The following is a 17223-nucleotide window of genomic DNA, read 5'->3' as shown; positions in this document are numbered from 1 at the left end:
AGTACGCGATCGGCACCATCGCGGCCGCGGCCTTCGGTGCGGTTCTGTATGGCGTCGTGACGGGCGACAGCATCGTGAACGCGTTGACGCGGATCATCGACCGGGCTTTGAACACCGCCGTCTGATCGGTGCGCGGAGCCAGTTGAATCGTTGCGGTGGAATAGATCTCGGCGACGACAGTGGCTCGGTCACGGTCGAGGCGGCAATCGCACTCGCCACTGTGATCGTGGCGGTGGTGCTGTGTCTCGGCGCAATACTGGCGGCGTCGACGCAGGTGCGCTGCGTCGACGCCGCCCGCGAGGCGGCCCGGCTCGCGGCCCGCGGTGACGAGGCGAACGCCCTGACGGCCGCCCACCGCGTCGCCCCGCCCTCGGCCGATATCTCGCTCCGCACGGAAGGGGCCTACGTGATCGCCCGGGTAACCGCCCGCGCCCCGCTCCTCCCACTCCTCACCCTGCACGCCGATGCCGTAGCCACCCGCGAACCCGGCTCGGCCCAATGAGCGCGCACCTGGTGCACGGCGTCGATGTCCGCTGCGAACCTGGCGCGGCTCAATTCCGCACCTTCGGACGGAACCGCCGCCCTCGCGCCTGGCGGCTATGGACACATCTCCGACACGAAGATCAGGGTGCGGCGACTGTGTTCGCCTGCCTGGCGCTGGCCGGGTTGATCGCGGTGACACTGTTGATCGGGCAGGTGGGTGTGGCGGTGGTCACCCGGCATCGTGCGCAAGCGGCGGCGGATCTAGCGGCGCTCGCGGCGGCGACGCGGTTGGTGGAGGGAGTGGAGGTGGGGTGTGCGGCGGCGACGGAGGTGGCGCGGCGAATGGGCGCTCGGGTGCGCGGATGTGAGGTCGCCGAGTGGGATGCGACGGTGATTGTCGAACGGAATGTACCAATAGGTCTGTTAGGTGTTCGGATGGTGCGCGCAGTCGCGCGAGCAGGCCCAGTTGTGAAGTGAGACAGATCAGCGTGTGTGTTCGCTGTGAGAACGTTGTCGCGAGTAGCGGAAATCGGTAATTCCCCAGGCCGATTAATTTCATCGGGGACAATTGTCCGCAAGCGTCCGGATAAAGAATCGGATGAATGCGCATGTACGCAGACGACGATGTCGGCAATAGCGTAGTTAACCTGAATTCATTCCTCTTTATTCGGCGGTGGGTGGCCGCGCCAGGGTCGCCTGAGCCTCGAGTCGAGGCCGACCATGCAGGTCAGATGGATATCTGATCACACATCGGGCTCGACCTCGTCACGAGGAAGGCGCGACGGCGTCACCGAACCGCCAGTTCGGCCAGTACCGCGCTCAGCAGCCGCGCCGCGCCGGCCTTGTCCAGCGGGTGGTTTCCGTTCCCGCACTTCGGTGACTGGACGCAGGACGGACACCCCGCCGCACAGGCGCAGGCGTCGATGACGTCGAGGGTCGCCGAGAGCCAACGGTGCAGCTGGGCGAACCCGCGCTCGGCGAAGCCCGCGCCGCCCGGCTGGCCGTCGTAGACGAACACGGTCGGCAACCCGGTATCCGGATGTTCGGCGATGGAGACGCCGCCGATATCCCACCGGTCACAGGTCGCCACCAGCGGCAACAGGCCGATCGCCGCATGCTCGGCAGCATGCAGCGCGCCGGGCACGGCCGCCGGTTCGATGCCCGCCAGCGCCAGCAACTCCGGGCTCACCGTGTAGAGCACGGCCCTGGTGGGCAGCGTGTGCTCCGGCATGTCGAGTTCGACCAGGTCCAAGACCTCACCGGTGACCAGGGTGCGCAGATAGCCGATCACCTGACTGGTCACCCTGACCTTGGCCAACGCGGTCGTCACGTGACCGTGCCGGTGCTGCTCGGTCATCGCGTCGATGGCGATGGAGGTGACCGAGCGGGCACTGGTGGTCCACCCGGGTTCGGCGGCGTGCACGAACGCGACGCCGTCCTCGAGATCGAGTTCGTCGACGACGTAGGACTCGCCTTGATGCAGATGGACGGCGCCCTGATGCAGGGTCGCGGGCGCTCGTCCCGCGTCGGCGGTGCCGAGCAGCCTGCCGGTTTCCCCGTCGACGATGGCCACCGGAGTGCCGATGCCGCCGCGCACATCGACGGCGTCGTGCGGCTGCGTCTCCGCGGTGACGTACCAGCGTCCGCGGTCCGCGGCGGCACGGCGTCGGATCAGTCCCTGTGTGGCGAGTTCGGTCAGTATCTCTCTGGCGCCGAACTCGTCCACTTCGGTGTCGGTGAGCGGTAGTTCGAGTGCCGCGCACAGCAACTGGGGACCGAGGACATATGGATTGCGCGGATCGGTGATCGTCGCTTCGACCGGCTTGTCCAGCAGTGCTTCCGGGTGGTGCACGAGGTAGGTGTCCAGCGGATCGTCCCTGGCGACCAGCACCACCAGCGAGCCCTGGGTGCGGCGTCCGGCCCGTCCGGCCTGCTGCCAGAACGAGGCGACGGTACCGGGAAAACCGCAGATCACCGCCGCGTCCAAGCCGGCGATGTCCACGCCGAGTTCGAGTGCGTTGGTGGTCGCCGCGCCGAGCAGCGAACCGTCGGACAGCGCCTGTTCCAGGCCCCGCCGGTCCTCCGCCAGATACCCCGCTCGATAGGCCGCGACGCGTTCGGCCAGGCTCGGATCGACCTCGAGCAGCAGCCGCCGGGCGTCCATCGCGGTGAGTTCCGCGGCGCGACGGGAGCGCACGAAGGTGAGCGTCCGTGCGCCTTCGACCACCAGGTCGGCCATGATCCGAGCCGCCTCGGTGGTGGCGGCCCGTCGCACCGGGGCACCGTTTTCCCCGGTCACGGCGGTGAGCAGCGGTGGCTCCCAGAGCGCGACGGTGCGGGGGCCCTGCGGTGAGCCGTCCTCGGTGACCGCGGCGCAGGGTGCTCCGATCAAACGGGCGGCGGCCGCCGCGGGTTCGGCCGTGGTCGCAGAACAGAGCACGAACACCGGATCGGCGCCGTAGTGCGCCGCGAGCCGGCGCAACCTGCGCAGCACCAGCGCTACGTGTGAACCGAAAACGCCCCGGTAGGCATGACATTCGTCGATCACGACATAGCGCAGCCTGCGCAGCACCCTGGCCCAGCGCTGGTGCGAGCGCAGGATGCCGACGTGCAGCATGTCGGGGTTGGTGAACACCCAGCGGGCATTGGCCCGGACCCACTGCCTGATCTCGGCCGGCGTATCGCCGTCGTAGGTGGCCGGATGGATATCGCGCAGCGGCCCCTCGTGTGTCAGCGCCCCGACGGCGCGCAACTGGTCCGCGCCGAGCGCCTTGGTCGGCGCCAGATAGAGGGCCGTGGCCCGGGGGTCTCGTTGCAGTGCGGTCAGGACCGGCAGCTGGTAGCCGAGCGATTTGCCGGATGCTGTGCCGGTGCTGACCACCACGTGCGCGCCACCGAAGGCGAGATCGGCGGTGCGGGTCTGATGACTCCACGGCGTGTCGATGCCCGTGTCCTGTAATGCGGCCACCACCTCCGGCGATGCCCAATCGGGCCAGGTGGTGACGGCGGCGGCACGCGCCGGGAGTTCGACGGCGTGGGTCAATCGGGCGTCCGAACCGGTCCCGTCCGCCAGGACACGATTCAGCAACGATGTCCCGTAGCTGAGGCTCTCGTACTGGGCTGTTCGGGTGTTAGGGGCCGCTGGATTCATGCGGCGCGCGCCACGACACGCTGGGAAAGTGTGAAACGTGTGCGGTTAGGAACCCTCACCTGCCATTTCGATACCCAATAGCGACCTGGGTCACAGGCTGTTTGCCATACGCCGACTCGGTTATCGGGAGGCAAACGAACCTGAAGTCTGGATTCTGGCATTGTGTCCCTCACCTGCGCATTCGCAAGATCAACTTTTTTGCAAATTGTCGGTAACTCGACTGTTGAATTGCTCGAAGACATGGTTCACTGGTTCCTGGTCGCAAGCTTCTGTGTTCGAGGGACGGATCCAAAGTCCAAACCGTCAGCAGGATCGATGTTGCGAACGGTGTGCTTGGTGCTTTCCTGCAGGGGGAACCAACAGTACAGCGGTCGGAACGGACCCGGTGGACGAACCCAGTTGTCCGCCGTTCCGGTAAGAAAAGAGAAGGAACAGAATGGCACAGGGAACTGTGAAGTGGTTCAACGCGGAGAAGGGGTTCGGCTTCATCGCGCCCGAGGACGGCTCCGCTGACGTCTTCGTCCACTACTCCGAAATTCAGGGGTCGGGCTTCCGTACCCTCGAAGAGAACCAGAAGGTCGAGTTCGAGGTCGGCCAGGGCACCAAGGGCCCGCAGGCCACCGGAGTTCGCGCGCTCAGCTGAGCGACGCAATCCAACACTCGTCCCTCACCGCCGGTAACGGAGGTGGGGGACGAGCTATATCCGGGGTAGGGCACAACCCGCCGTGCTGGGGCGAAGTACCTTGTGAACACGCCGTGGCGTAGCCGCGGTGAAAAGACAGGGCATACTGATTCCCAGTGACGCGCGTACGCTCTGTGGTTCAAGTCGCAAGTACTCGGCCACACGTAGCGTCAAGGTATAACCGTGTCTGGTGGCGACGCCCAGCCGTCGTCGTCGCTTGCCCCAAACCCGTGTCGGCGCTGCAAGCGCCCCGCGCGGGTCGACAGGAAAGGTGTATTCGCCGGTGGCAACACGAGACCGCGGTGCAGCCGACCAGGGCCGTCCCCTGCGTCGTCTCGTGATCGTCGAGTCCCCTACCAAGGCCCGAAAGATCGCGCCTTATCTCGGCCGTAACTACACGGTCGAGGCGTCGGTGGGACACATTCGAGACCTACCGCGCGGTGCCGCGGACGTGCCCGCCAAGTACAAGGGCGAGTCCTGGGCGCGCCTGGGCGTGGACGTCGACCATGACTTCGAGGCCATCTATGTGGTGAGCCCGGATAAGAAGGCCAAGGTCGCCGAGCTCAAGAGCCTGCTCAAGGATGCCGACGAGCTCTATCTCGCCACCGACCCCGACCGCGAGGGCGAGGCCATCGCCTGGCATCTGCTGGAAACGCTGAAGCCCAAGGTCCCGGTCCGGCGCATGGTGTTCCACGAGATCACCGAGCCGGCCATCCAGGCGGCCGCGGCCGATACGCGTGACCTCGACAACGACTTGGTCGACGCGCAGGAGACCCGCCGCATCCTGGACCGGCTGTACGGCTACGAGGTCAGCCCGGTGCTGTGGAAGAAGGTCATGCCGAAGCTGTCGGCGGGCCGCGTGCAGTCCGTCGCCACCAGGGTGATCGTGCAACGCGAACGCGAGCGGATGGCGTTCCGCTCCGCCGAATACTGGGATATCGCCGCGAAACTCGACGCGGGTCCCGGCGAGGACGGCGACACCAGCAACCCGCGGACCTTCGGTGCGCGGTTGGTGAGCGTCGCCGGTGCGCGCGTCGCGACCGGCCGTGACTTCAACTCCGACGGTCAGCTCAAGTCCGCCTCCGGTGTCGTCGTGCTCGACGAGGCGCACGCGCGCCGCCTGGCCCAGGCGCTGGACGGCGTCGACATGGTGGTCTCCTCCGCCGAGGCGAAGCCGTACACGCGTAAGCCGTATCCGCCGTTCATGACCTCGACGCTGCAGCAGGAGGCGGGGCGCAAGCTGCGCTTCAACTCCGAGCGCACGATGCGGGTCGCGCAGCGGCTCTACGAAAACGGCTACATCACCTATATGCGTACCGACTCGACCACGCTGTCGGAGTCGGCGATCGCCGCGGCTCGCTCGCAGGCGACGCAGCTGTACGGCTCCGAATACGTGCATCCGACGCCGCGCCAGTACACCCGCAAGGTGAAGAACGCGCAGGAGGCACACGAGGCGATCCGCCCGGCCGGCGACACGTTCGCCACCCCGGGGCAGTTGCACGCGCGGCTGGACAACGACGAGTTCCGGCTCTACGAGATGATCTGGCAGCGCACGGTCGCCTCGCAGATGGCCGACGCTAGGGGCACCACGCTGACGCTGCGCATCACCGGCGTCGCGGGTACCGGCGAGGAATGCGTGTTCTCCGCCTCCGGCCGCACCATCACCTTCGCGGGCTTCCTGAAGGCCTACGTGGAGAGCGTGGACGAGGAGGCGGGCGGTCAATCCGACGACGCCGAATCGCGGCTGCCCGCGCTCAGCGAAGGCCAGGGCGTCACGGCGGTCGAGCTGAATCCCGATGGGCACAGCACGAATCCGCCCGCCAGATACACCGAGGCGTCGCTGATCAAGACGCTCGAAGAACTCGGCATCGGCCGCCCGTCGACGTACTCCTCGATCATCAAGACGATCCTCGATCGTGGCTATGTGTACAAGCGCGGTAGCGCGCTGGTGCCGTCGTGGGTGGCCTTCGCCGTAATCGGTTTGCTGGAAGAGCATTTCGGCCGATTGGTCGACTTCGACTTCACCGCGGGCATGGAGGACGACCTCGACGCCATCGCGGGCGGTCGCGAACAGCGTGGAAGCTGGCTGTCCAACTTCTACTTCGGTGGCGACACCGGAGTAGAGGGCTCGGTCGCGCGGTCCGGCGGTCTGAAGAAGATGGTCGGCGAGCGGCTCGACGATATCGACGCGCGAGAAGTCAACTCCATCAAGCTTTTTGCCGACGAGGCGGGCCGCGACGTGGTGGTCCGGGTGGGCCGGTACGGGCCGTACCTGGAGCGGATGGTCCCGAATCCCGATGACCCCGAAGGTGATTCGGTCTCGCAGCGGGCCAACCTGCCCGACGATCTGCCGCCGGACGAACTCACGCCCGAGGTCGCCGAGAAGCTGTTCTCCACCCCGCAGGAAGGTCGTTCGCTGGGCATCGATCCGGCGACCGGGCACGAGATCGTCGCCAAGGAAGGCCGTTTCGGCCCGTACGTCACCGAGGTGCTACCCGAGCCCGCCGCGGACGAAACCGCCACGCCCGCAAAGAAAACGGCGAAGAAGGCGGCTGCGCCCAAGCCTCGCACCGGGTCGCTGTTCAAATCGATGGACCTGGCCACTGTCACGCTCGACGACGCGCTCAAGCTGTTGTCGCTGCCGCGGGTGGTCGGCGCCGACCCGGCCACCGGTGACGAGATCACCGCGCAGAACGGACGTTACGGCCCATACCTGAAGAAGGGCACCGACTCTCGCTCGCTCACCAGCGAAGACCAGATCTTCGACGTGACGCTGGAAGAGGCGCTCAAGATCTACGCCGAGCCGAAGCGCCGGGGCCGGCAGGCTTCCGCGGCGGCGCCGTTGCGCGAACTCGGCAACGACTCCGCCTCCGGCAAGCCGATGGTGATCAAGGACGGTCGCTTCGGACCGTACGTCACCGACGGCGAGACCAACGCCACCCTGCGCAAGGGCGACGAGATCGAGTCGATCACCCCGGAACGGGCGATGGAGTTGCTCGCCGACCGGCGCGCGCGTGGACCGGTGAAGAAGGCGGCCAAGAAGTCGGCCGCGAAGAAAGCGCCGGCGAAGAAGACCGCGGCCAAGAAGACGGCGGTCAAGTCGACGACCACCAAGACGGTCGCCAAGAAGTCGGCCGCGAAGAAGGCGGCGACCAAGAAGACGGGCGTCGGGAATTCCTGAGTTCGCGGGTCGGATGCTGGAGCCGTAGTACGGTCTCGAGTGCACGACCCGCGAAAGGATGTACCTGTGGCCGACCAAGAACGCGAAGACCTGATCAGCATGCTCGCCGACCAGCGAGACCTGTTCCGGATCACCCTGCGCGGCATCGACGACGACCAAGCCCGCAAGCGCACCACGGTCAGCGAGCTGACCCTCGGCGGTCTGCTGCACCACCTGATCAGCTGCGAGCGGCACTGGGTCACGGTGCTCGTCGAACGGGACGAGAACGCCGCGATCGACCCGGCACGGTTCGAGGGCGAATACGCGATGGCCGAAGGCGAGACCGTCGCGGGGCTGCTCGCCGAGTGGGACGAGGTCGCGGCCGCCACGGCGGAGCTGATCCGCACGGTGGACAGCCTGGACACCTCGGTGCCCACCCCGACCGCGCCGTGGACGCCGGAACGAGTCTGGTGGACCGTCCGCTTCACGCTGCTGCACATTCTGCGCGAGATCGCGCACCACAGCGGGCACGCGGACATCATCCGCGAGGAGCTCGACGGTGCGAACAGCACCTACTCGCGTTGAACCGCTATTTGCCCAGCACCCTGAGGAATTCGCGCATCCACGCCGGATGATCCGGCCAGGCGCGGCCGGTGACGATGTTCTCGTCGACGTAGGCCGCGCTGTCGACGAATTTCGCGCCCGCGGCCTCGATGTCCGGGGCCAGCGCCGGGTACGCGCTGCACGAGCGTCCGCTCAGAACGCCTGCGGCAGCGAGGATCAGCGGTCCATGGCAGAGCGCGGCGATGGGCTTGCCCGCCTCCGCGAAATGCCGGGCCAGGCGCCGGCACTCGGGGTTGTTGCGCAGGTATTCCGGCGCTCGGCCGCCTGGCACCACCAGCGCGTCGTAGGCGGCGGGATCGACGTCGGCGAACGCGACGTCGGCCGGCCAACTGTGCCCGGCCTTTTCGGTGTAGGTGTCGAAGCCGTCCACGAAGTCGTGCACCACGAACTGGAGCTGCTTCACGGCCGGGGCCGCGATGTCCACCTCGTGGCCCTCTTCGAGTAGACGCTGATACGGGTACATGACCTCGAGGTCTTCGGCCGCATCGCCGGTGATCAAGAGAATTCGCACGGTGATTGCACCTCCTTCTCGAGGATCCGCCCGGGTGGCACGCGGGTCAATAGGGATGGGTGTGTCCTGTGCCCGGCGATCGGTGTCGGTGCGGGCCGCTAGGGTGTACGGCGTGGCAGGTGTCTTCGATCGGTTGGTCGGCCAGGATGCGGTCGAGTCCGAGCTGACGGCTGCCGCGATCGCGGCTCGCGCCGACGTGGTCGAAGGCGCGATGACGCATTCGTGGCTGTTCACCGGCCCGCCCGGGTCCGGGAGATCCGTTGCGGCGCTGTGTTTTGCGGCCGCGTTACAGTGCACCGATCCCGGTTCGCCCGGCTGCGGCCGCTGTCACGCCTGCACGACGACCATGGCGGGCACGCACGGCGACGTACGCCGCGTCATCCCCGAGGGACTGAGCATCAGCACCAAGGAGATGCGCGAGATCGTGCAGGTCGCGTCGCGCCGGCCGAGCACCGGCCGCTGGCAGGTCGTCGTCATCGAAGACGCCGACCGCCTGACCGAGGCCGCGGGCAACGTTCTGCTGAAGGTGGTCGAAGAGCCGCCGGACCGCACCGTGTTCCTGCTGTGCGCGCCGACCGTCGACCCCGAGGACATCTCGATCACCCTGCGTTCGCGCTGCCGGCACGTGCACCTCGTGACCCCGTCGGTGCCCGCCATCGCGCACGTCCTGCGCGAGCGCGACAACCTCGACGAGAAGACCGCCAACTGGGCGGCCTCGATCAGCGGCGGCCACGTCGGCCGGGCCCGCCGCCTCGCCACCGACGGGGAGGCACGCGCCCGCCGTCAGCGCGCACTGGCGCTGGTCGCCGCCGCCTCGAAGCCCGGCGCCGTCTACGCCGCCGCCGACGAACTGGTCAAGGCCGCCGACGACGAAGCCAAGCAGATGAGCGCCACCCGCGACGACCGCGAACGCGAAGAACTCGCGACCGCCCTCGGCGCGGGTGGCACAGGCAAGGGTGCGGCCGGTGCCACCCGAGGTTCCGCGGGCGTGCTGAAAGATTTGGAACGCCGCCAGAAGTCCCGCGCCACCCGCACCGGCCGCGACGCCCTGGACCGGGCACTCATCGACGTGGCCGGCGTCTACCGCGACGCGCTGGCGGTCCGCTTCGGCGCCGCCCGCAACGGCTCGGGCGTGGCCCTCACTCATCCCGACATGTCCGACCAGATCCACGACCTGGCCCGCCGCATCCGCCCCGAGGGCCTCCTGCAATCCATCGACGCCGTCCTGGCCTGCCGCGAAGCCCTCGACCTCAACGTCAAACCCCGTTTCGCCCTGGCCGCCCTCGCCGCCGCCCTCACGGCCGCCCAAACCCCCTGACCACCCGTTTTCGCGATCCACCCCCGAAGACGATAGACTCGCCACGCCGAAAGGCACGCCGCCTTAGCTCAGTCGGTAGAGCGCTTCACTCGTAATGAAAAGGTCGGGGGTTCGATTCCCCCAGGCGGCTCCACAAACATCCTGGTCGACTGCATTGCAGGTCGCCTACGATTGCGGCATGTCTCGTCCGAGCATCGAGCGGCCGGATCTGCCCGAGTACATGACTTGTGGATGAACTGCAGCGACTTCGTGGGGACATCGCGGATCAGATCGAGCTGTGGGATGGTCGCGTGGTGTGGGTCCGGCGAGCATCAAACCTTCACTCGTCGTCTGACCAATTCGATCGAGCGCTGCTCGCGAAAGGTGATGGCGGACAGGCCGGATCGATGCTGGGTGGTCAACTTCGAGACCAATGTCTTCCTCGGAACGAGCGGGAAGTCCGACTTCCTGACACCGGATTTTCTGGTGCACCGCCGTCTGGAATCGGCGTACCAGGATGTCCGCGGTGCTGATGCGCTGCTCGTCGGCGAGTGCTGTCGCCTTCCAACGCGCAGATGGACATGGAGGCGAAGAAGGGGCGCTATGCGAGCGCTCGGATTCCCTGGTACTGGGAAGTTACTCTGGCACGCGAAGCCAGTGCTATCGCCACGGTCCGCGCCTACGGGCTCGAAACAGAGCACGGACCCTTGCCGGACGGTGTGCGCCCCCTCCGCTCTGCTGACTACATCCTGGTCGGCGAATGGACACACGATGATCCCGACGGCGTCCGGAGCGGCGCGCCGTTCCCTATCGACATCCCATGGTCCGATCTGGAGTACTAGCGCGAGGCCCCGCGCCCGTCCCGGGAGAACGGGACGGGCGCAGGGGATCAAGCGGGGGTGGGATCGAGGGTGAAGGTGGGGTCTATTTGGGTGAGGAGGTCGGGGCCGGCCCAGGCGTTGGCGTTGCGGATGTGGAAGTCGACGGCTTGCTGCTGGTAGGTGGTCCAGTCGCGGGTGCGGGCGTCGAGGGCGGAGTGAAGGGTGGCGAGGGTGGCGCGGTTCTCGGGCTCGAGGTCGGTGATGGGGCGGATGTCGCCGCGTTCGGCGGCGCGCACGTGTGCGGAGCGGCCGGTCCAGCAGAGCAGGTTGTCGCCGACGTGTTCGCGCAGGAAGGCGAGGTCGTCGGCGTCGCAGATCTTGTTGCCGACGACGGCGATGTGGATGCCGAAATCCTTGGCGTAGTTGAGGTATTGCCGGTAGACGCCGACGCTGCGCAGGGTCGGTTCGCACACCAGCGCGGTCAGATCGAAACGGGTGAACAGGCCGGAGGCGAACGAGTCGGCGCCTGCGGTCATGTCGACCACGACGTACTCGCCTGCACCGTCGATCATATGGTTGAGCAGCAGTTCGGCCGCGCCGACCTTGGAGTGGTAGCAGGCGACGCCGAGGTCTTCGTCGCTGAACGGTCCGGTCACCATCAGTCGCGCCCCGCCGACATCGCGCATGCACGCGGTGTAGATCGGGTTCTCCTCGACGACGCGCAGCAGCCGCGAACCGGATCCCGGCGGCGTGGTCTTGATCATCGCGTCGGCGGTGGCGATCCGAGGGTTGTCGCCGCGCAGATAGTCCTTGATCAAGGGCAGGTGCGCGCCGAGGGTCGGCAGGGTCAGTGACTCTTCTTCTCCGGCACCCAGCGCGGCCGCCAGATGCTGGTTGATATCCGCATCGATGGCCACGGTGGGCAATCCGCGCTCGACCAGATGCCGGATGAACAGCGAGGACAGGGTCGTCTTGCCGCTGCCACCCTTGCCGACGAAGGCGATCTTCACCGCCACACTCCTCTCGTATCGGTAACGACATTCATATTCGTACTGGCGGCGACAATGTACTCGACCGGCGGTCGCGTGCGCATGCGGGGCGGCCGGTTAGACGCTGAAACCGCCTCTTCCGCAACAGGTTCGAGCACGACACGCGGGTAGAACGCCGGGGCCGGAGCCGGCGGCCCGAAGGCGTTCGAAAAAACTTTTGCGGACGTGTCGATCGAGACCGCTCCCCATTCGACCTAGGGATGAGAGGGTCCAGAAGGGGCCCGGGATGCTGACCGAGGAGACAGAGTCATGAAGTTCATGCTGGTGATGCGGGCGACGGACGAGGCCTACGCGAAGATGGGCGAGGTCGACTTCGACGAGATGCTGGAGATCATGGGCCGGTTCAACGACGAGATGCTGCGGGCCGGGGTGCTGCTGGCGGCCGAAGGACTCGAGGATCCGGCCGAGGGCGTGGTGGTCGACTATTCGTCGGAGACGCCGATCATCACCGACGGCCCGTACGGCGAGACCAAAGAGTTGTTCGGCGGGTTCTACATTCTCGACGTCGCGTCCAAGGAGGAGGCGATCGAATGGGCCAAGCGGATGCCGATGGCCGGACCGGGCTTCAAGACCGAGATCCGGCGTGTCTCCTCGATCGATGAATTCCCGCAGGACAACGAGTGGATTCAGAAGGAGCGGGCGTGGCGCGAAGCCACCGGCCAGCTCTGAGCGGGACGGCGGGCGATGGCCGAACGCAGTGGCCGGGCGGCCGTCGCCGCGGTCTGGCGGATCGAATCCGCGCGCATCGTCGGCGCTTTGGCGCGCTACACCGGGGACTTCGCGCTCGCCGAGGACCTGGCGCAGGAGGCGCTGGCCGAAGCGCTGGTGACCTGGCCGCGCGACGGGGTGCCGGGCAATCCCGCGGGCTGGTTGCTGACCGTCGGCAAGCGGCGTGCCATCGACGGCTTCCGCAGGCGTTCCGCACTCGATGAGCGGTATGCGGCCCTCGCTCGCAACCTGGGCGAGGGCGGTGCCGTTTCGGGCGGCGAGGTCGTCGAGACCGCCGCGGACGTGCTGTGGGATCCGGACCAGATCGATGACGACGTCCTCGCGCTGATGTTCGTCTCCTGCCATCCGACCCTGTCCCGGGATGCGCGAATCGCGTTGACGCTGCGCGTGATCGGCGGTTTGACCAGTGACGAGATCGCGAACGCGTGTCTGGTGCCGACGGCGACGGTGCAGGCGCGGATCACCCGCGCGAAGAAGACCTTGGCTGCGGCCAAGGTGCGCTTCGAGGTGCCGTCGGGGCCGCAGCGAGCCGCGCGCCTCGGGTCGGTGCTGAATGTGGTGTATCTGATTTTCACCGAGGGTTCGTCGGCGAGTTCCGGCAGCGACCTGATCCGGTTCGATCTGGCTGGCGAAGCGCAGCGATTGGCGCGTGTACTCGCCCGGCTGATGCCGAACGAGCCTGAGGCACAAGGACTTCTGGCGCTACTCGAACTCACTGCCGCCCGGTTCCCGGCCCGCACCGCACCGGATGGACGGCCGATCCTGTTGGAGCAGCAGGATCGTCGGCGCTGGGATCGAGCCGCGATCGAGCGGGGTCGTGCGGCCCTGGAGCGCGCGGCACGGGCCGGACGCGGGCTCGGCGCCTACGGTCTGCAGGCGGCGATCGCCGAATGTCACGCTGTCGCACCGTCGGTGGCGGAGACGGCATGGGAGCGCATCGTGCTGCTGTACGAGGCATTGGGGAGGCTCGCGCAGTCGCCGGTGGTCGAGCTCAACCGGGCGGTGGCGGTGTCCATGGCGCAGGGGCCCGCCGCTGCACTCCCGATCGTCGACGGATTGCGTTCCGCGGCAGTACTTTCGGATTCGCACCTGCTGCCCAGTGTGCGTGGCGAACTACTGATCCGCCTGGGACGTAAGGCAGAGGCGCGCGCCGAGTTGGCACGCGCGCTCGAGCTGTGCGGCAACGACCGCGAACGCGACGTGCTCGCGGGCAAGCTCGCCGCACTGGGCGGCTGAAGACGCTCGCCGCCAACGCTACGTAGCCGCGTTGAGGATCGCCAGGTAGGAGCCCGGATTGGGGACACGATGGCGACCGCCGAGGGTGATGTGGGTGCGGATGCGGCCCGAGGGTGTGGTGTGCGGCGCCTCGACGGTCAGTGACGTGGTGGCCGGAAGCGCGAGGAATTGCGTGGCGAATGGTGCGAAATCCGTTACTTCCCACAGCGTTCGGGACGACCATGCGCCGTGGTCGTGGTCCTGTGCGCAATGGACCCGCCAGCCGGAGAACCGAGCGTCGTCGGACTCGTCGCGGGCCAGCACGAGTGCGGGCAACCGATCGTGCACGCAGGACGCGACGGCTGCCGACTGGTGTTCGGTGGGGAAGTCCAGCTCCTCGGTCACACCGAGGCTCGCCGCGACTTCCTTCTGGTACCAGGTCTCGCGCAGAGTCAGCTCGACATGTTCCTCCCATACGTCGGTGCTCACTCGTTCGTGCAGTCCGAGCAGGCCGTCCGCTCGTTCGATGATCCGCAGTGTGCGCCACCCGACCTGGATCCGCTCGCCCGGTGTGAAGCGTGTGCCCGTACTGATGGATCGCTGTAAGTCGTCCAGGACCCAATCCACCAGCGCGTCATCGCTGTCCGGGATCGCCGGTTCGCTGAGTCGTGCGACGAATTCGGGATGCCGGTATTCGGCGCCGATCGTGGTGCGGTACAGCCCCGGAGCGGATTGGCCGATCGCGAACCGCGCCCAGAGATCGAAGTTCACCGGCTCGGGCGCCGGGCCGAAGTGCACGCCGCCGTCCGGCGTCACCATCGTGTCCTGATACGCCACCTCGGCCACCAGGCCGCCCGTCTCCTCGACTCGGCCGCGCTCGATGAGCAGCCCGGTTTCCGGTGGCAGCGCGAGGAAGTGGGTGACGAACGGAAATGCCACAGCGAGCTGGTGCAGGTCGAGGTGGGTCCAGTCCCCGTGTTCGTGGTCCATGCCGCAGCTCACCGACCAACTGCCGTGTTGCGGTGAATCCGGCCCGATCCGGTTCAGGATGAGCAGCCCGGCGGAGTAGGCGCACGACTGCACGGCGGCGGCGTGGTCCTCACGGACCGACGAAAACTCGACGGGTAGACCGAGTTTCACGGCCGCGTCGGTCTGCCACCACAGATCACCCAGGGTCTGATCGACGTGCTCTTCCCAGAAGTCCGCGACGACGCGCTCTTCGAGGCCGAGCGTCCCGTCGTGGCGATCGATGACGCGCAGCACCCGCCACCCGAGCGGGAAATACATTCCCGCCGAGAGACTGCTGCCCTGCGTCACGGCCCGCTCGAGCCCGTCCAATATCCAGTCGACGGCCGACGGCCGGGGTAGTTTCTCGGCGAACACCACGGTGAACTCGGGATGCCCGGCGGCGGCACACCCGCTGGTACGGAAGATCTGCACCTTCGCCGTTCTAGCACTCGGCAGGTGCTGCCCCCAGTTCTGGGGCGACTCACTCGGCTGCTGGTAGCTCGTCGATGCCGAACGCGACCAGTTGGCGGATCGGGTCGTGGTAGGTGACCCATTCGGCGATCTTGCCGTCCCGGAAGCGGAAGACGGTGAGGTAGTCGTTGCGGTAGGGGAGGCCGGTGCTGCGGACCACGAGATCGCCCTTGACCGTCACCAGCCAGACGTGCGGGTCGAGCATCGGCTCGATCGCGGTCACGATCTGGCGGTAGGAGTCGTACATCGCCAAGGCTTGCTGCGAGATATCGCGCAGCACCTCCTTGCCGTTGACCTCGCGCACGGCCACCACGGGATCGAACGGAATACGCATCCGCAGATCGTCGGTGCACAGGTCGAGCACACCGTTCATGTCTTTGGCGGAGGTGCGCTCGTAGAAGGTCTCGATGACTGCGCGCATCCGGTCCCGATCTTCGTCAACTCGAACGTCAGTGGAAGTCATGCCCTCAGGCTAACAATAAGGGCGAACGATCGTACTTATTGTTGTACAGATCACGGCCGATCCCGGATCGGCGCACCTCAGCCGAACGGCGGACGGACCGAACCGACGGTGTATTCCATGACGTCCGCGTCGAACGGGATGCCGGTCTGTGGCGCGTCCGAAATCGCGCGCCAGGCCTCGAGATTCTCCCGGTTGTCCCAGCGTTCCAGGATGTTCACCCGTGCCGGATCGACCGAATCGGCGGTGATGGCGATGTCCAGGCAGCCGCGAGCGACGCGACATCGGCGGACCATGTCGTGGAATGCGGCGACGTAGGCGTCGCGCTGGTCGGCATCGACTCTGGCGTGACCGGCGATGATCAACACTCGTTGAACCTCTTCTCCCAGGGGTGCTTACGCGTTCAGCAGTAAGGACGCCGGGAGATCGAAGGACTCATCGCTGCGCCGGGAATCGGTGCTCCTGAGCCGGGCGCCGTTGACCGGCTCAGGAGAACAGGCGGGGTCAGCCCGCGGCGGCGGCCGGCAGGTGGGCCTGCTGGGCGACGGCGGCGAGGACCTCGTTGAACTTGCCGGCGGCTTCGATATTGCCGAGATGTCCGGTGGGCCAGCTGTGGTACCCGGCGAGGTGGCCGGTCCGGGTCAGGTCGTCGGCGATACGCCGGGACATCCGTTCCGGCAGCAGGTGATCGTAGGTACCCGCGATGACGGTGGTGGGCACGGTGAGATGCGCGGCGGCGTCACTGACATCGATATCGGCGAGGGCCGCGGCGTGCCTGCCGCGGGTGAGCGGCCGACAGGAACGCACGATGCCCAGCGAGAAATTCACCTCGTCTGCCGTGGCGTGCTTGCACATCACGCGCGCCTTCAGGATGGCACTGGCCAGCAGGCCGCCGGGCAGCGGAACCGGCGAGGTGAGCACCGCTTCGGACAGGATCGTCGGCATCCGCACCGGCGCTCCGAGCAGGGTGATCGGCTTGTTCTGCACGACGAGCTGCTTGTTCAGCAGCGGCAGCAGATCGGTGTCGTAGCGGATGTTGCCCGAGGTGGTGTTCAGCAGGATGGCCGCTGCCGCGCGGCGCTGCACCTGTTCGGGGTAGTGCGCGGCCCAGGCCTGAATAGTGATGCCGCCCATGCTGTGCCCGGCGAGCACGGCGCGCTGCCCGGGCCGCAGGACCGCGTCGAGGACCGCGCTCAGATCGTCGGCGAGGGTTTCCCGGCTCGGCATCCGCTTGCCGAGCTGGCTCTCGCCGTGTCCGCGCTGGTCGTAGCACACCACCCGGTAGTGATCCGCGAAAGCGTTGATCTGCGGGTTCCAGTACTCGATGCTGCAGCTCCAGCCGTGGATCAGCACGATGACGTCGCCGTCGGCGGGACCGTAGGCGTGCACCCGCAGTCGCGCGCCGTCGACGGTGGTCACCGGGATGACCTCGTGCGGGGCGGTGGGGGTGTTCAGGGACGCGGTGCGAAAGGTGCGGGATCGCAATCCGGCACGGTAGGCGGCGGTCAGCGCGCCGTTTCGGGCGTCCGCCAGCGTCTTCATCGACTTCACCAGCATCGAGC

Annotated in this window: 17 protein-coding genes and 1 tRNA gene; 11 read left to right on the top strand and 7 right to left on the bottom strand. The window is 67.2% G+C overall.

Going from position 1 to position 17223, the window contains the following annotated elements; all coding sequences use genetic code 11:
* From NBRGI_RS46415 to NBRGI_RS15535, 3 genes are all read left to right on the top strand, one after another.
* The coding region (locus tag NBRGI_RS46415; RefSeq protein ID WP_036559272.1) for a DUF4244 domain-containing protein at window positions 1-125 on the top strand (125 nt) is incomplete at its 5' end.
* 17 nt (window positions 126-142) lie between these two features.
* Entirely contained in the window at window positions 143-502 is a 360-nt protein-coding gene (locus NBRGI_RS15540; RefSeq protein ID WP_235210967.1) for a TadE family type IV pilus minor pilin, read from the top strand.
* Window positions 499-960, top strand: a complete 462-nt coding sequence (locus NBRGI_RS15535; RefSeq protein WP_081878085.1) for an Rv3654c family TadE-like protein — start codon at window positions 499-501, stop codon at window positions 958-960. Before NBRGI_RS15540 ends, NBRGI_RS15535 begins: the two co-directional genes overlap by 4 nt.
* Before the next feature lie 310 nt (window positions 961-1270).
* On the opposite strand, the gene NBRGI_RS15530 is transcribed toward NBRGI_RS15535, so the two are convergent.
* On the bottom strand, window positions 1271-3634 hold the full coding sequence (locus NBRGI_RS15530; protein WP_081878084.1) for a DEAD/DEAH box helicase: 2364 nt from the start codon (window positions 3632-3634) through the stop codon (window positions 1271-1273).
* Window positions 3635-4070: 436 nt separating this feature from the next.
* Here NBRGI_RS15530 and NBRGI_RS15525 point away from each other — a divergent pair, with 436 nt between their 5' ends.
* The 3 genes from NBRGI_RS15525 (at window position 4071) to NBRGI_RS15515 (ending at window position 8061) form a co-directional block, all read left to right on the top strand.
* Window positions 4071-4277: a cold-shock protein gene (locus NBRGI_RS15525; protein ID WP_011206895.1), complete on the top strand. Its 207-nt coding sequence runs from the start codon at window positions 4071-4073 to the stop codon at window positions 4275-4277.
* Between the two features lie 322 nt (window positions 4278-4599).
* Window positions 4600-7497 carry a type I DNA topoisomerase gene (topA, locus tag NBRGI_RS15520; RefSeq protein WP_036559282.1) on the top strand — a complete coding sequence of 966 codons (2898 nt, stop codon included), beginning with the start codon at window positions 4600-4602 and terminating at the stop codon, window positions 7495-7497.
* A gap of 99 nt (window positions 7498-7596) precedes the next feature.
* Window positions 7597-8061, top strand: a complete 465-nt coding sequence (locus NBRGI_RS15515) for a mycothiol transferase (RefSeq protein WP_051727799.1) — start codon at window positions 7597-7599, stop codon at window positions 8059-8061.
* A gap of 4 nt (window positions 8062-8065) precedes the next feature.
* On the opposite strand, the gene NBRGI_RS15510 is transcribed toward NBRGI_RS15515, so the two are convergent.
* Complete coding sequence (locus NBRGI_RS15510) at window positions 8066-8611, bottom strand: DJ-1/PfpI family protein (protein ID WP_036559268.1); 546 nt, start codon at window positions 8609-8611, stop codon at window positions 8066-8068.
* Window positions 8612-8723: 112 nt separating this feature from the next.
* On the opposite strand from NBRGI_RS15510, the gene NBRGI_RS15505 reads away from it, so the two are divergent.
* The 3 genes from NBRGI_RS15505 to NBRGI_RS49900 all read left to right on the top strand — a co-directional run bounded on the left by NBRGI_RS15505 (window position 8724) and on the right by NBRGI_RS49900 (window position 10750).
* Complete coding sequence (locus NBRGI_RS15505) at window positions 8724-9929, top strand: DNA polymerase III subunit delta' (RefSeq protein WP_029896877.1); 1206 nt, start codon at window positions 8724-8726, stop codon at window positions 9927-9929.
* Window positions 9930-9986: 57 nt separating this feature from the next.
* Window positions 9987-10062, top strand: a tRNA-Thr gene (locus NBRGI_RS15500).
* A gap of 397 nt (window positions 10063-10459) precedes the next feature.
* Entirely contained in the window at window positions 10460-10750 is a 291-nt protein-coding gene (locus NBRGI_RS49900; protein WP_370627767.1) for a hypothetical protein, read from the top strand.
* Between the two features lie 47 nt (window positions 10751-10797).
* On the opposite strand, the gene NBRGI_RS15490 is transcribed toward NBRGI_RS49900, so the two are convergent.
* Window positions 10798-11739, bottom strand: coding sequence for a nucleotide-binding protein (locus NBRGI_RS15490; protein WP_029896875.1), 942 nt, complete (start codon window positions 11737-11739; stop codon window positions 10798-10800).
* A 288-nt stretch (window positions 11740-12027) separates the two neighbouring features.
* Between NBRGI_RS15490 and NBRGI_RS15485 the strand changes: the two genes are divergently transcribed.
* Together NBRGI_RS15485 and NBRGI_RS15480 are read left to right on the top strand one after the other, a co-directional pair.
* A complete protein-coding gene (locus NBRGI_RS15485) occupies window positions 12028-12447 on the top strand; it encodes a YciI family protein (RefSeq protein ID WP_029896873.1) in 420 nt (139 codons plus the stop codon).
* Window positions 12448-12462: 15 nt separating this feature from the next.
* Window positions 12463-13743, top strand: coding sequence for an RNA polymerase sigma factor (locus NBRGI_RS15480; protein WP_029896871.1), 1281 nt, complete (start codon window positions 12463-12465; stop codon window positions 13741-13743).
* An 18-nt stretch (window positions 13744-13761) separates the two neighbouring features.
* Here the strand turns inward: NBRGI_RS15480 and NBRGI_RS15475 are convergent, their stop codons facing one another.
* From NBRGI_RS15475 to NBRGI_RS15460, 4 genes are all read right to left on the bottom strand, one after another.
* Entirely contained in the window at window positions 13762-15162 is a 1401-nt protein-coding gene (locus NBRGI_RS15475; RefSeq protein ID WP_029896869.1) for a hypothetical protein, read from the bottom strand.
* Window positions 15163-15211: 49 nt separating this feature from the next.
* Entirely contained in the window at window positions 15212-15664 is a 453-nt protein-coding gene (locus tag NBRGI_RS45210; RefSeq protein WP_081878083.1) for a nuclear transport factor 2 family protein, read from the bottom strand.
* Between the two features lie 77 nt (window positions 15665-15741).
* Window positions 15742-16029 carry a putative quinol monooxygenase gene (locus NBRGI_RS15465; protein WP_029896865.1) on the bottom strand — a complete coding sequence of 96 codons (288 nt, stop codon included), beginning with the start codon at window positions 16027-16029 and terminating at the stop codon, window positions 15742-15744.
* Between the two features lie 136 nt (window positions 16030-16165).
* The gene (locus tag NBRGI_RS15460; protein ID WP_029896863.1) at window positions 16166-17218 is read right to left on the bottom strand and encodes an alpha/beta fold hydrolase; all 1053 of its coding nucleotides are present in this window, start codon (window positions 17216-17218) and stop codon (window positions 16166-16168) included.
* Window positions 17219-17223: the final 5 nt, after the last annotated feature.

Source organism: Nocardia brasiliensis IFM 10847 (genome assembly GCF_000710915.1).
GTDB lineage: Bacteria > Actinomycetota > Actinomycetes > Mycobacteriales > Mycobacteriaceae > Nocardia > Nocardia brasiliensis_A.
Note: the sequence above shows the minus strand (reverse complement) of the source record. Positions and strands in the feature narration are given on the sequence as shown.